The following is a 14,980-nucleotide window of genomic DNA, read 5'->3' on the forward strand; positions in this document are numbered from 1 at the left end:
CTAAACCCGTCATACTTCAAACTGCATGTGCGTTGGCTGCCTTCGCTCACCCCAGTAACTTACTCGTGTAAGCTCCTGGGGATTTACTCAGTTGCCGCCTTCCTGCAACTTGAATTATTTAGGGTGTAATTTGATGGGCTTTTTGCTATTTCTTTAAAGTTTTCGACCGCGACCTGAGCAAACTGTGGGTCATTAATATTGAACGGATAATACACCAGGCGGCGTGTTTCAGTTTGAATCACGGTTTCTTGCAGTGTATGGATAAAGGCTTTTAGTGCTTTTTCATCCCAGAAGGGTTGGCCCGGCGCATCCAGCGCTGAAAATCCGCCCTCTGGAATTAAGAAACGCACTTCACCTTCGCAGCGATTGAGCTTTTCACCAATCCAGCGCGCCATTTCAATATTCTCTTGCTCGGTGGTGCGCATCAGCGTGACCTGCGCGTTATGTTTATAGAACAAGCGGTCGGCATATTTAGCCGGAATGGTTGCCGGACTGCCGAAATTGACCATATCCAGCGCACCACAGGAGCCAACATATGGAATGTTGGTATGTGCGATGGCATCGAACCGCTCTGGCCCGCAGGCTAATACACCGTCAAACAGCAGGTCGCAGACTTCAGTGGTGGTCAGGTCAATGGCTCCGGCCAATAACCCGCTTTCAGCCAGCTTTTCCATCGCTTTACCGCCGCTGCCCGTCGCGTGAAACACCAGGCAGTCATACTCACTTGAAAGCTGTTCACTGACCGCCTGGATGCAAGGCGTGGTAACACCAAACATGGTCAAACCGAGCGCGGGTTTGTCATCCGTGGCGCACTCTTCTTTGACAAATTCTTCTTGAGAAAAATAAACCGCACCGGCGATCTGATAAGCGGCATTGCTGAGTACACGGCGAGAAATACGGTTAAGTCCGGCAATATCCGTGACCGAATACATCATGGCGATATCACTGGCACCGATGTACCCGGAAACATCACCCGAAGCCATCGTTGAAACCATCAGCTTAGGAATACCGATAGGTAAGTTTTGCATCGCGGGGGTTATTAACGCCGTACCACCGGAGCCGCCCAAGCCTAGCAGGGCCGCTACATCGTCACGGCTGGCAAGAAAATGCTCAAAAGCCACCGCCATCGCATTTATCGCTCGCCCTCTATCACCACAGAAGACCGCCTGACGCCCGTCAGGGTGATGCCCTGCCACGGTTTCAGCGCTGATATCTGACTGACTGGCTCGCTTGCCTTCTTTGGTTGATAAATCAACCGTGACCGTCGTCAGGCCAGTGGCTTTAATTAATTTACTGACATAAGCCAGCTCTTCACCTTTGGTATCTGTGGTAGTCGCGATAAAAATATGACGAGGCATCTGAACATCCTTCTATGAATGCGGAATGTCACCAAAAATTTAAACAGCTCACCGTTTATTTCTAATCAACCATTAAAACAATTGTTTGTTTTAATGGGTTATCTTGTGTTCATTACCCTTTGACGATGAAGCGAACGGGTTAAGATAGAGTCATAATGAGACTAGAGTATCATCTCTGCAAAGGGTATTAGCTATAAATGAGACTGCCGTCTCATAACTTATATTGCTATAACACGCATTCATGGCGATTTGTGCAAACGGTTTGTTATAGTAAGAATAGATATAATCAACATACGACATGACTCATAAACCATGACTGTGAATAATCCAGATAAAAAGGAACGCGCCTCCCCATCATTAACCACTATCAGGGCCAGAACCCGGCGGTTACTGATTGACACGGCCATGTCGATGTATGAACAGGGCGCATTTCCATCAATAACTGAAGTGGCAAATGCGGCCCAGCTTTCCCGTGCAACGGCTTATCGCTATTTCGCAACACAAAGCGCGTTGGTTTCCGCGATGGTCGATGAAAGCCTTGGCCCGATATTGGCGTGGAAACCCACTCAGCCGGATGCCCGTCAGCGGATTGCTGAATTATTGTCTTTTGCTTATCCGCGGATGTTGCAACATGAAGGAGTGCTGCGAGCCGCGTTGCATTTATCGTTACAACAATGGGCCGATAACCGTAGTAATCCAAATAATGAAGAAAAGTTGGTGCGAGGCAATCGTAAGCGGTTGTTGAAACTGGCCGTCGAACCGCTGGAAGGAAAGTTGTCGCCAGAAGCGCTGCAACGAGTGATCCATGCTTTCTCGTTAATTTATGGGTCAGAAGTGTTTATGGTACTGAAAGATATCTGGCATTTGGACGATGCCGGTATTCAGGATGTGACGCAATGGATGGGTAAAGCGATTCTGTTGCAGGCTGAAACCGATGCAAAACAGGCGGCCCAAGATGAGAGCCGCATTAGTCAGTAATTCGGGTGAGTGAATGCCGCTAACACCGCTGCGGCGTCAAGGCCACGGGGTTTACCCAAAGTCATTGGCGTTGCAGCAAGGCAGCAAATGAACACATCCCGATGAGCTTACATAAGTAAGTAATTCGGGTAAGTGAATGCCGCCAACACCGCTGCGGCGTCAAGGCCGCGGGGTTTACCCAAAGTCATTGGCGTTGCAGCAAGGCAGCAAATGAACACATCCCGATGAGCTTACATAAGTAAGTAATTCGGGTAAGTGAATGCCGCTAACACCGCTGCGGCGTCAAGCCACGGGGTTTACCCAAAGTCATTGGCGTTGCAGCAAGGCAGCAAATGAACACATCCCGATGAGCTTACATAAGTAAGTGATTCGGGTAAGTGAATGCCGCTAACACCGCTGCGGCGTCAAGGCCGCAGGGTAAATTTAGACAGCCTCCAGCCGTGCGTAAGCCGCAACTAACCACTTAATCCCCTCGCCGGGGAAAGCAATCTGCAATCGGCTATGTTCGCCGCTGCCTTCGAGATTAACTACCGTGCCTTCGCCAAATTTCGGATGGCGCACCCGCTGCCCCAGTGAAAAGCCGCTGTCATTTTCGTTCATCGGCGTGCCCATTCTGCGGTGATTCACCGGGCGGGAAACCGTGGCACGCAGTCGCACTTCTTCAACACACTCCTGCGGTAGCTCACCAATAAAACGCGAAGGCCGATGATTCACTTCTTTACCGTACAGACGACGACTCTCGGCATAACAGAGTGTCAGTTTCTGCATCGCACGGGTGACACCGACATAAGCCAGCCGCCGTTCTTCTTCCAGACGCCCGCTTTCATCCAGAGCCATCTGGCTTGGGAACATGCCCTCTTCCATTCCCACGATAAATACCTGCGGGAACTCCAAGCCTTTCGCAGAATGAAGTGTCATCAGTTGCACCGCATCCTGATAAGCATTAGCCTGCCCTTCACCCGCCTCCAGTGCGGCATGAGAGAGGAACGCCTGTAGCGGCATCAAATCCTGATCTTCATCCTGATAGCTGTATTGGCGCGTTGCCGTAACCAGCTCTTCAAGGTTTTCGACCCGCGCCTGACCTTTTTCGCCCTTTTCCTGTTCGTACATCGACCATAAGCCCGAATCACGAATCACGCGGTCAGTTTGGACGTGCAGCGGCATATCGGCGGTTTCATTGGCAAGGGAGTCCACCAGCTCGACAAAACGTTGCAACGCAGAGGCAGCACGGCCTGCCAGCACCTTTTCCTGCAACATGGCGCGGGTTGACTGCCATAAGGTTAATTGGCGATCACGCGCGGTTTGGCGAATCACATCCAGCGTGCGATCACCGATACCACGGGTTGGGGTATTCACCACCCGCTCAAAAGCCGCATCATCATTGCGGTTGGAAATCAGTCGTAGATAAGCCAGTGAGTCTTTGATTTCCTGCCGTTCGAAGAAGCGCTGACCGCCATAAATCCGATACGGCATCGCGGTTTGCAGCAGAGCCTCTTCCAACACCCGCGATTGGGCGTTGCTGCGATACAAAATGGCGCAATCATTTAGCGCGCCACCGTTGTCCTGCCAGGCTTTGATGCGGTTAACCACAAAACGCGATTCATCTAACTCGTTAAATGCGCAATAGAGTGAGATAGGTTCGCCCTCAGCGCCCTCGGTCCACAGGTTTTTACCCATCCGCCCATCGTTATTGGCAATCAAGGTATTGGCGGCTTTCAGGATGTTGCTGGTCGAACGATAATTTTGTTCCAATCGGATGGTTTCAGCGCCGGGAAAATCTTTCAGGAAGCGCTGGATATTCTCCACCTGCGCCCCGCGCCAGCCATAAATTGACTGGTCATCGTCGCCGACGATCATCACATTAGAGCGATCCCCTGCCAGCAGGCGAATCCATGCATATTGGATGTTATTGGTATCCTGGAACTCATCCACCAGAATGTTGGTAAAGCGCTCGCGATAATGATTCAGAATGTGCGGTTTGTTGAGCCACAGCTCATGGGCGCGCAGTAATAGCTCGGCGAAATCCACCAACCCGGCACGGTCACAGGCTTCCTGATAAGCCTGATAGATACGCAGCCAAGTGGCTTCTATCGGGTTACCGTAGCTCTCGATATGCTTAGGACGCAAACCTTCATCTTTCTTACCGTTGATGTACCACATCGCCTGACGCGGCGGCCACTGCTTCTCATCCAGATTCAGTGCCTTGACCAAGCGTTTTAATAGCCGCAGTTGGTCGTCGCTGTCCAGAATTTGGAAATCCTGCGGCAGATTGGCATCCATATGGTGAGCGCGCAGCAAGCGATGTGCCAGTCCGTGGAAAGTGCCAATCCACATCCCGCCCTGACTGGTGCCAATCAGGTGTTCAATACGGTGGCGCATCTCTGCTGCCGCCTTATTGGTAAAAGTCACCGCGATAATCGAGTAAGGAGAGGCGTTTTCTACTGACAACAACCAGGCAATACGGTGAACCAGCACGCGGGTTTTGCCACTGCCTGCACCGGCCAGTACCAACAGGTTGCAGCGTGGCGCGGCCACGGCTTCGCGTTGTTTTTCATTCAGGCTGTCGAGCAGATCAGAAACGTCCATAGGCACCGTTTATCGGGTAAGGGAAAATGGCAAGTAGCCGGTTATCCGGGTATTTTGCCACCATTCCACTGTGAATTTATACAGATTTATTCCGGGGATTATAGCAATGCTGTCAGGGAAGCCAACTGCGAAATTTCAATATGTGGCAGTAAACGGCTGTCACTGGCGGTCATCAGGCTTTGTTGGCGATCGTTAATCCAACAGGCCTGCATCCCACAACGTAGCGAGCCGGCCACATCGGTGGTCAAGTCATCACCGACATGTAAGATATTTTTCAGCGGAATATCCAGATGATTCGCCGCTTTATGGTACATATCGCGGAAAGGTTTGGCACGACCATGCGGGCCGGAACGCAGCACGAACTGGAAATAGCGGTCCAGGCCACAGGCTTTAGGGTCAGCATTGCCATTGGTGATAGCCACCAGTGGATAGTGCTCAGCCAGTGCGCTCAAGGTGTCGTGTGTCGCCGGTGGCACATAAATACGGCTACGCCATAGGGCGAAGTTTTCCATTGCCGCATCGGCCCCAGATTGCGCTTCTGACTTGCTCAAGCCATGTCGAATCAAACCTAGCTCGATGGCATACCAACGCCACTGAGTGACATCGTGGTAAATATCCGGGTCTTGTTGCAGTAATTCACGGCGAAAATGCTGGAAATCTGCCGCCTGCAATTGCGCCAAATTAGGGTGGTATTGCTGCAAGAATGCCACAGACTCTTGCTCTGTTCGGGTGATCACCGGGCGATTGTCGTACAGGGTGTCATCCAAATCGAAGCTAATGGCGGAAATATGCTCAAGTGGACGATAAAAATGCATCAGGATTTGCCTCGTTTGGCCCGTGGATGAGCGGCATCATACACTGTTGCCAGATGTTGAAAGTCGAGATGAGTATAAATTTGTGTGGTGGTCAGATTAGCGTGGCCTAATAGTTCTTGTACCGCGCGCAAATCACCGCTGGATTCCAACATATGAGTGGCAAAAGAATGGCGCAGTTTATGCGGATGAATATGGCTGCTGACACCCTGCTTGACGCCCCATTCGGCAAAACGTTTTTGTACATTTCGCGCCGAAATACGTTTGCCGGTATTGGCTAAAAAGATGGCATCATCCTGTGGTTCAAATAGTTCACGCAGCTCCAGCCAGTGCGCTAACCACTTCACTGCGGTTCTGCCGATCGGCAGTTTACGCTCTTTACTGCCCTTCCCCATCACCCAAACTTCACCACTGGCTAAATCTACGTGTTTGCAGTTCATACCGACCAACTCAGATAAACGCAACCCCGCGCCGTACATCACTTCCAGCATCGCACGGTCACGCACTGCCAGCGGGTCGTTCAAATCGATATCCAGCAGCTTATCGACTTCATCAACATCAATATTCTTTGGTAAATGACGGCCTGAACGTGGGGTGCTGACCCCCCTGGCGGGGTTAGCTTGCAGTACGCCCTGGCTGACCATCCAGTCAAGAAAACTGCGCAATGCCGAAAGCCGCAAAGCCAGGCTGGAGGCGTGCAAACCGGCGCGTTTACTGCGGGAAACCAGCGAACGCACCTGAGCGGCGTCCAGTGTGTGCCAGTGCGCCAACCCCATCTGTTCACCCAACCCCATCAGCGCCTGTAACTGACGCCGATAGCTGGTGATAGTCAGCGGGCTAAGTTGGCGCTCAACTTTGAGGTAACGCAGGAAAGCCTCAACCTGTGGGGCAAGCGAGGCACTAAATTCGGTCATATCGGCTCAACCCAACGCTCCAGCAGACTTGGCAAAAACGTCGATAACTGCTCCAGCATCACGGTGCCCATGCCCTGCTGATAATGCTGCATATCGCGGCTACTGAAGATAATAACCCCCAGTTCACCGTTGTTGCCCAGTAATGACAGCGCTACCGAGCCAACCTGCTTCGCCTGAGGCAATAACAGCAATAATTCCGAACCGTTCAAACTCCCCAAATAGTGGTTGTTACTTCCCAACCGTTGGATGCGCAGCGGTTCAAAAGCGTGACGGGAGAGTGCCAGATGAGTGAAATCAGACGGCGCGCCGATATGCCAGCGGTCGCTGAATAAGCGAACATGAGCACCAGACAGACCGAAATCTCTGGCCCAACGCTGCAAACGGTTGAGCAGGTCTTGCAGGCTGCTTGCCGCCGCCAGATTGTTTTGCAGTTGCAACAAACGGTTAAACAGCACTTCGTTCAGGCCCGCCTGCTCCATCAGCAAGGTTATCTCTTCTTCCAACTGACCTATCTGGTTACGTTGACGCCCCAGTTGCCATTCCACCAGTGAGACTGTGCCTCTAACCGGATGGGGAATATGCATCTGTTCAACCAAACGAGCATTGCGGATAAAGAAGTCGGGATTTTGCAATAAGTACTGCATCACAGCATCATCGTCTAACTCGATGCCTGCTAGCGCCTGCTCCTCAGAACTTTTCATGTCACACCCGTCATAATGAATATTTATACCCTAAATAATTCGAGTTGCATGTAGGCGGCAACTGAGCGAGTCCCCAGGAGCTTACATAAGTAAGTGACTGGGGTGAACGAAGGCGGCCAACACACATGCAGCTTGAAGTATGACGGGTATACTATAGATGAATGAAGCCATCATACACATGGGTTGCCGGCCCGGTCATATACAGCGGGTGACCCGGCCCTTTCCAACTAATATGCAAACTGCCGCCCGGCAACTCAACATGAACCTCTTCGCCCAATAGCTCTTGTTGAATCCCAACCGCCACTGCCGCGCACGCACCACTGCCACAGGCTTGAGTTTCACCCGCGCCGCGTTCATACACCCGCAAACAGATATGCTCGCGGCTAACCACCTGCATAAAGCCAATATTGGCGCGCTCAGGAAAACGCTCATGGTTTTCTAATACTGGCCCCAGCAATGCAACGTTGGCAACCGAAACATCATCAACCTGCATGACACAATGTGGATTGCCCATCGAAACCACACCACACAATACCGTGTGTTCTGCCGCACGAAAGATATAGGTTCTCTCCGCTTTGATCGCTTTGAAAGGCACTGTTTGCGGATCAAAATTAGGTTCACCCATATTGACGCACACCAGTTCATCTTCTGTGACACTCAAGATCATGCGACCGGTTTGGGTGCTCACACTGATTTCACGTTTATTAGTGAGTCCTTTCAGCCGCACGAAGCGGGCAAAGCAGCGTGCGCCATTACCACACTGGGAAACTTCGCTGCCATCGGCATTAAAGATCCGGTAGTGAAAGTCCAGTTCAGGATCATAAGGCGGTTCTACCACCAACATCTGATCAAAGCCCACGCCAGTGTGCCGGTCTGCTAATCGACGGATTAACTCCGGCGAAAAGTAAACATTTTGGGTAACTGCATCGACAACCATAAAGTCGTTGCCAAGACCGTGCATTTTGGAGAACTGCATATCAAACTCCGCTGACTTTCATTTACTGGCTAAATTCGGTACTGGCAAATTCGGTGTTGGCTAATGTCGGTACTGATTTAATCTGGCTGTGATAAGCGCAATTACTGCGGCCCGGCGATAGATTTTGTCTGGTTCTTACCTGACACATCCTGCTGGTTTTTCTCTACCTGACCACTATCCGGTTGCGCGGTTTCTACTTTTGGTTTGTCCGCCGGTGGGAAATATAATGGACCTTTCAGGCCACAACCGGTAAGTGCAAGTACCATCATCGCAGTCATCGGCCAACATAATTCTTTTTTCATTTATTAATACCTGTGTTTCATGCGCCCAAGGTCTCTATAATCGCAGGTGGATCATGAAAAGCAATAGGAATTGAATATGAACGATAGCGAGTTTCATCAGTTAGCCGATCAATTGATGCTTTATATTGAAGAGACACTGGATGGTTTTAGCGGCGATAGCGATATCGATTATGAAACCAATGGCGGGGTGATGACCGTGACGTTCGAGAATGGCAGCAAGATTGTGATTAATCGCCAAGAGCCGTTGCATCAGGTATGGCTGGCGACCAAAGCGGGCGGTTATCATTTTGATTACCGCGACGGCCAGTGGTTTTGTTCTCGTAGCGGAGTAGAGTTCTTGGCCAAATTATCTGAAGCGGCCAGCGCGCAGGCGGGTGAGGACGTGAGTTTTATCGAGTAGCTCAAGCGGGTAAGCGCGTGCAGCTAATGCCCCTGCGACTTCAAGGCACAGGGTTTACCCAAAGTCATTGGCGTTGCAGCAAGGCAGCAAATGAACGCATCCCGATGAGCTTACATTAGTAAGTGATTCGGGTAAGTGGACGCCGCTGCGGTTTCAAGGGTGCAGGGGTAATTAATGCAGTTGGAACTGCTGCGCTGGCTGGCTTGGCTCTTTATCGGCAATATACAGATGAGATAACGTATTGCTGCGAAAAGGAATGACTTGTGTGCGGCCATCTAGCTGCACAATTTGGTAGAACTGCGGCAAGTTGAAGTTGATAAAGCTGGAGCCGTAAGTAAAGCGGTCATGGGAAGATGAGTAGAAACGGCTAACATCGCGCACCAACTCCTCTTTACTGCCCTCGCAATGGTGATAAACCTCAACACGGTTTGACTCATCCAGAATATAAATATTAAAGCCTTTTTCATCTGCGGTGCCTTCGAAGAAGAACTGAATAATCCCCTCGCTGGCAAAGCCATCCACGACCGGCGGCAGATGAATCTGATCAGTTTCAACTTGAATCGATAACCCATGCAGTTTGTTATTCGAGATAGCGCCATAGAATTCGACGGCATTTTCCAATTTCTGCACCGACACACTCAGGCGTTCAAAGAACAAGCCCCAGGTCTGTCCGGATACACGTACCGCTTTGAAGCGGCCCGGCTCCTGACGGGTGCTGGATAAACGCAATTCAATACACTCAGAAACCAACTGCTGAATGCGGGTACGAATCAAACCCCGTAAATGCTGGCTATAGCAGAACACATCCACAGACTCTGGCGGAGCCGCATCTTGATGCATTTTGCCTAAAATGGTTTTTAGGGCTTCCAACACCGCCTGCTCACCGCTGAAATGCAGCGTGCGCACTTCATTCCATGAGTTGCGATACAGTAAATCGATACTGCCCACCAAACATTGCTGCTGCTCGCCAAAACTAAACACATCCAGCTTACGGAAATCGAAATGCACCACCTGATTGCGGAAGGCCGCAGTTGGGTCGTTTTCCAAATTGACGATAATCGCCAAATGGCGAATCTCACACGGGCTGTACAGCGCCTTAGGTGTCGGAGCCGGCAGGCGCAGTGGGAAATGCTGAGAAATGTCGGTCACCAGCTCTTGCAGTTTGGTGGTATCGCACAGATTGGCGCTCTTGATATGCAAGCGCGTCTTGCTGGTCAATAAACCATTGAAATAGGCCCAAGACACCAGTTTATTGAGATAGCGGTTATATTCCAGCGGCTGATGGCTGACGATAGCTTCCATCGACGGTGCCTGATTATACAAATACCAGCCCGCGCGGTTGGCACGCCCTGCCGGAACATGAATAAAGGTCAGGTGCTCTTCCGATAAATCTGGTGAAATCTGCGGGTTAACCAGCGTCACTTTACCCGGCAGCGCTTCAAAAGCGGCGTACAGTTTGCGGGTCAACACCCCGATATCCTGCGGGCTGGCACTGACACTCAGGTTGTTACGGCGAGCGAAGCGGATCAGGTTACGATAGCTTTGCATCATCGCATCCAACAGCTCGTTATGCGCCTCACGCACCCGTTCAATCTTCCAGTTGGCGCGATTATCCAGCACCGCCAGACTCTCATCGCTCCAGCCCCATTCACTGACCAGTTGGCTGAGGATTTCACGCCGCCAGCCTTGGCTTGCTGGCGTGCGAGACAGCTTTTCGCACACTTTTAGATAGAAACAACGGCGCACCAGATTCAGACGGGTGGTGTCATTGATTTGAGTCAGATAGCGGGTAACGCGATCGAGCATCATGCAGTAAGCATCAAGGCCGAATGACACAATTTCACCCGCATGTAAGCGCTGTTTGATTTCCATCGCCAATAGTTGGGAATTCGGGTATTCCCAGGAATAGGCTTCGAGCAGCAGGGTTTTCAGCACCGCTTTATACGGCGAATCAATACTTTTATACAACTGCCACAAGCTGGCACCAAAATACTCTTCGGCTGACAGAGTACTTAAGCCACCCAGATCCAGCCATTCATTCGGCGTCAATACGCCCTGCGCATATAGCGACAGCACGTAATCATCGTAATTCGCTTCTTCGTCAACTGGCACCATATTCCACAGAATACGCTTCCCAGCCAGACGAACCGCGCTACGGTAAAACTCATCGAGTAACAAAATATGTTGGGTGGAACCGCAATCTTCACCGCCCAAACTGCCGCTGGCATTATGGCGGAAGCGGTTTTCATCAATCAGGAAGAAGCTGACCTCAACACCCATTGATGCACCCCATTTCTCTAACAGGCTACATTTCTGCTGTAAACGATTACGCTCTTCAGTGTCCAACCACGCCTGATGGCACACCCAAATATCCAGATCCGAGGTATGACACTGCCCAATAGAGGAGGTACTGCCCATCGAATAGACGCCAGTAATCGGCAGTTCGCCACCGACACTCGGTTGCAAAGGCTCGCCCCACTTGGCTTCGACTTCGGCAAGATACTCTTGTTGGATTTCATTTGGCGTGAAAAGGCAGACGCCGTGGGGAACGTTACCATCAAGGTAGCCCGGCATCAGTGGATGATGACAATGTAATAGGGTTGGCAGCAGACTGTAGACCTTTTGGAAGGCTGGCCCCATGGCCGCCAAGGCGCGATCGACTCGTAATTGGTTGATCGCATCCAGTCGCTGTTTTAGTGTCTCGATGTAGAGGTACAAGACGTCTCGCCTGGTTGTTCCGGTGCTTAGAATTGTTCCGGTGCTTAGAAAAAAACCCGTGTTCCCGATTCGCTTATGGCTTTTTTTGACTTTCAGCGAAAATGTACTTTTTGTTGAACTGACCAAAAAACATTTTGTTTGAAGACATTTTGTTTGAATTACAGTTAACGAATTATTGCTGGAAACGTGATCAATCTAACACCTTGCCGATTGACCGTAAAGCTATCCCTACAATTGTCACGTCTATGTATACCCTTCTTACTTGGCGTGCATTTGTTACAATAGTGGCTTTATTATGCTGTTGCCCGTTCTGTTCATGTGGCTGTCTCACTGACAGCGTTCACCGGTCGATGGTAGGATGGTTCGCAAAACATAAAAACGGTAACAAGCAATGTTAGACAAAATTATTCGAATTGCCACACGGCAAAGCCCGCTCGCCTTATGGCAAGCACATTATGTTCAACATTTACTGCAAGCCAATCACCCTGGCCTGCAAGTCGAGTTGGTCCCGATGGTCACTCGTGGCGATATCATTTTGGACACGCCACTGGCAAAAGTCGGTGGCAAGGGGTTGTTTGTCAAAGAATTAGAACTGGCACTGCTGGAAGGGCGGGCGGATATCGCCGTTCACTCCATGAAAGATGTGCCGATCGCTTTCCCTGACGGGCTGGGGCTGGTCACCATTTGCGAACGCAATGATCCGCGCGATGCTTTTGTGTCATCACACTTTGCCCATCTGGATGACTTACCGGCGGGCAGCATCGTTGGCACTTCCAGCCTGCGCCGTCAGTGTCAGTTGCGTGAACGCCGCCCAGACTTGGTTATCCGTGATTTGCGCGGTAACGTGGGCACCCGCCTTGCCAAATTGGATAAAGGCGAATATCACGCCATTATTCTGGCCGTCGCGGGGCTTAATCGTCTCGGGCTGGAAACACGTATCCGTTATGCCATGCCAGCCGAGGAGTCTTTGCCTGCGGTCGGCCAAGGTGCCGTGGGCATTGAATGCCGTTTGGATGATGATTTTACCCGCCAACTGCTGGCCCCACTCAATCATCGCGATACAGAATTACGGGTGCTTGCCGAGCGCGCCATGAACACCCGTCTTGAAGGCGGCTGTCAGGTACCCATCGGCAGTTATGCTGAATTAGACGGCGATACCTTATGGCTGCGTGCGCTGGTCGGCGCACCGGATGGCAGTGAAATTATTCGCGGTGAACGCCGAGGGCCGGTGGCAAATGCCGAGCAAATGGGGATTGAACTGGCCGATGAGCTGCTATCACGGGGTGCTCGGGAAATATTAGCCGACGTTTATCAGGATAACCCTCCGCTATGACGATTCTGGTCACCCGTCCGTCCCCCGCCGGGGAACAGTTAGTCAGTCGCCTGCGTGCGCTGGGGCGGGTTGCCTATCATGCGCCGTTGATTGATTTCTCTCCCGGCGATGACCTGCCAAAACTGCCAACATTACTGCACGATATGCAGGCGGGTGACCTGGTTTTTGCCTTGTCGCAAAATGCTATCCGTTACGCTAACCCGCTGTTAAAAAGAAATAACCTGTCATGGCCTGCACAGTTATCTTATTATGCTATTGGCCGTACCACCGCCTTGACGCTGCATACTGCCAGCCGCTTGCATGTCACTTATCCACCGATGGGGGAGACTAGCGAGATGCTGCTATCCTTGCCCGATTTGCAAAATCTGTCCGGTAAAAAGGCACTGCTATTGCGCGGCAATGGTGGGCGGGAGTTACTAGGTGAAAGCCTTGCCGAGCGCGGTGCGTCAGTAACGTTCTGTGAATGCTACCAACGCAGCCCCATCTATTATGATGGCAGCGAACAAAGTGCTCACTGGCAACGTGCTGGCGTCGATATGCTGGTGATAACCAGCGGTGAAATGTTACAACAGATCTATACTTTAGTTCCTGATTACTATCGTTCTTCTTGGTTACTGCGCTGCCGCCTGATAGTTGTCAGTGATCGTATTGCTACTCTGGCAGCCCAAATGGGCTGGAGTGATATCCGGGTGGCAGAGAATGCCGATAACGACGCGCTGATCCGCGCGCTACAAGACTCTCAATAAACCTGAAACCTGACTATGGGATGCCCAATATGACGGAACAAAATACCCCATCCGCGCCAGTGGAAGAGACAACCACCGCGGTTGAGAGGCACCAACAGCCAGAACCTAAAGGACACCGGGAGAAACGCACCGGTCCTATTCTGGGAGCCATTGCTATTGCATTGGCCATCGCGCTGGGTGCCGGGCTTTATTATCACGGACACCAGCAGGCTCAGTTACAAAATGCAGCCAATATCGCACTACAAGAGCAATTAGCCGCGCTGAAACAGAGTCAGTTGCAGGAAAAACAGCAACTTGAATCATTATTACAACAGCAAGGCAAAGCACTGGAAGCAGCAGACCGCCAGCAAACATCACTCGCGCGCCAACTGAATGAGTTGCAAGAAAAAGTTGCCACCATTTCAGGAAGTGATGCCAAAACCTGGCTGCTGGCACAGGCTGATTTTCTGGTAAAAATGGCTGGCCGCAAATTGTGGAACGATCAGGATGTCACCACTGCCGCCACATTACTGAAAAGTGCGGATGCCAGCTTGGCGGATATGAACGATCCGAGCCTTATTGATGTGCGACGTGCATTGACGGAAGATATCAGTACCCTTTCTGCCGTCAGTCAGGTGGATTTTGACGGGATCATCCTGAAGCTGAATCAGCTATCCAATCAAGTGGATAACCTGCGTCTGGCGGATAACAATACCGATGACTCACCGATGGATGCCGACAGCGATGAGCTATCCAGTTCCCTCTCTGAATGGCGTCAAAACCTGAGCAAGAGCTGGCACAGCTTTATGTCTGACTTTATTACTATTCGCCGCCGTGATAGCACTGCCGAACCGCTGCTGGCACCGAATCAGGATATTTATCTGCGTGAGAATATCCGCTCCCGCCTGCTGGTGGCCGCACAAGCCGTTCCTCGCCATCAGAATGAAGTTTATAAACAATCTCTTGAGATCGTTTCCACTTGGGTTCGCGCCTATTTTGATATCGATGACCCAAGCACTAAAGCTTTCCTTGATGAGCTGGAAGAGTTAAGCCAACAGTCAATATCGATGGACATGCCTGATCAATTGAAAAGCCAGCCAATGCTGGAAAAATTGATGCAAACGCGGGTTCGCAACTTACTGGCACAAGCGCCTGTTAGCGCTCAAGGGGAATAAGT

13 protein-coding genes are annotated in these 14,980 nt (G+C 51.1%); 5 read left to right on the plus strand and 8 right to left on the minus strand.

The window, feature by feature from the left end:
* Positions 1-83 precede the first annotated feature (83 nt).
* Positions 84-1,358: a Tm-1-like ATP-binding domain-containing protein gene (locus AT01_RS11190; RefSeq protein WP_042547208.1), complete on the minus strand. Its 1,275-nt coding sequence runs from the start codon at positions 1,356-1,358 to the stop codon at positions 84-86.
* A 312-nt stretch (positions 1,359-1,670) separates the two neighbouring features.
* On the opposite strand from AT01_RS11190, the gene AT01_RS11195 reads away from it, so the two are divergent.
* On the plus strand, positions 1,671-2,336 hold the full coding sequence (locus AT01_RS11195; RefSeq protein ID WP_391592609.1) for a TetR/AcrR family transcriptional regulator: 666 nt from the start codon (positions 1,671-1,673) through the stop codon (positions 2,334-2,336).
* 423 nt (positions 2,337-2,759) lie between these two features.
* Here the strand turns inward: AT01_RS11195 and uvrD are convergent, their stop codons facing one another.
* The 6 genes from uvrD to lptM all read right to left on the minus strand — a co-directional run bounded on the left by uvrD (position 2,760) and on the right by lptM (position 8,627).
* Positions 2,760-4,922 carry a DNA helicase II gene (gene uvrD / locus AT01_RS11200; protein ID WP_004704600.1) on the minus strand — a complete coding sequence of 721 codons (2,163 nt, stop codon included), beginning with the start codon at positions 4,920-4,922 and terminating at the stop codon, positions 2,760-2,762.
* 98 nt (positions 4,923-5,020) lie between these two features.
* The gene (gene yigB, locus AT01_RS11205; RefSeq protein WP_042547209.1) at positions 5,021-5,737 is read right to left on the minus strand and encodes a 5-amino-6-(5-phospho-D-ribitylamino)uracil phosphatase YigB; all 717 of its coding nucleotides are present in this window, start codon (positions 5,735-5,737) and stop codon (positions 5,021-5,023) included.
* On the minus strand, positions 5,737-6,648 hold the full coding sequence (gene xerC / locus AT01_RS11210) for a tyrosine recombinase XerC (RefSeq protein WP_071841514.1): 912 nt from the start codon (positions 6,646-6,648) through the stop codon (positions 5,737-5,739). The genes yigB and xerC overlap by 1 nt, the downstream gene beginning before the upstream one ends.
* A complete protein-coding gene (locus AT01_RS11215; protein ID WP_042547210.1) occupies positions 6,645-7,349 on the minus strand; it encodes a DUF484 domain-containing protein in 705 nt (234 codons plus the stop codon). Before AT01_RS11215 ends, xerC begins: the two co-directional genes overlap by 4 nt.
* Before the next feature lie 151 nt (positions 7,350-7,500).
* The gene (gene dapF, locus AT01_RS11220) at positions 7,501-8,325 is read right to left on the minus strand and encodes a diaminopimelate epimerase (protein WP_042547211.1); all 825 of its coding nucleotides are present in this window, start codon (positions 8,323-8,325) and stop codon (positions 7,501-7,503) included.
* Between the two features lie 101 nt (positions 8,326-8,426).
* Positions 8,427-8,627: an LPS translocon maturation chaperone LptM gene (gene lptM, locus AT01_RS11225; RefSeq protein WP_004704604.1), complete on the minus strand. Its 201-nt coding sequence runs from the start codon at positions 8,625-8,627 to the stop codon at positions 8,427-8,429.
* 76 nt (positions 8,628-8,703) lie between these two features.
* Here lptM and cyaY point away from each other — a divergent pair, with 76 nt between their 5' ends.
* Positions 8,704-9,027 carry an iron donor protein CyaY gene (gene cyaY, locus AT01_RS11230; protein ID WP_042547212.1) on the plus strand — a complete coding sequence of 108 codons (324 nt, stop codon included), beginning with the start codon at positions 8,704-8,706 and terminating at the stop codon, positions 9,025-9,027.
* A 171-nt stretch (positions 9,028-9,198) separates the two neighbouring features.
* Here cyaY and AT01_RS11235 read toward each other — a convergent pair whose 3' ends face one another.
* Positions 9,199-11,745, minus strand: coding sequence for a class I adenylate cyclase (locus AT01_RS11235; RefSeq protein ID WP_042547213.1), 2,547 nt, complete (start codon positions 11,743-11,745; stop codon positions 9,199-9,201).
* A gap of 391 nt (positions 11,746-12,136) precedes the next feature.
* Here AT01_RS11235 and hemC point away from each other — a divergent pair, with 391 nt between their 5' ends.
* Genes hemC through hemX form a run of 3 tightly spaced genes read left to right on the plus strand, consistent with a single transcriptional unit; the run spans position 12,137 to position 14,978 of the window.
* The gene (gene hemC, locus AT01_RS11240) at positions 12,137-13,078 is read left to right on the plus strand and encodes a hydroxymethylbilane synthase (protein ID WP_042547214.1); all 942 of its coding nucleotides are present in this window, start codon (positions 12,137-12,139) and stop codon (positions 13,076-13,078) included.
* Positions 13,075-13,824, plus strand: coding sequence for a uroporphyrinogen-III synthase (gene hemD, locus AT01_RS11245; protein ID WP_042547215.1), 750 nt, complete (start codon positions 13,075-13,077; stop codon positions 13,822-13,824). Before hemC ends, hemD begins: the two co-directional genes overlap by 4 nt.
* 29 nt (positions 13,825-13,853) lie before the next feature.
* A complete protein-coding gene (gene hemX / locus AT01_RS11250) occupies positions 13,854-14,978 on the plus strand; it encodes a uroporphyrinogen-III C-methyltransferase (RefSeq protein ID WP_042547216.1) in 1,125 nt (374 codons plus the stop codon).
* Positions 14,979-14,980 lie beyond the last annotated feature (2 nt).

This window comes from Yersinia aldovae 670-83 (genome assembly GCF_000834395.1).
In the GTDB taxonomy this organism is placed as follows: Bacteria; Pseudomonadota; Gammaproteobacteria; order Enterobacterales; family Enterobacteriaceae; genus Yersinia; species Yersinia aldovae.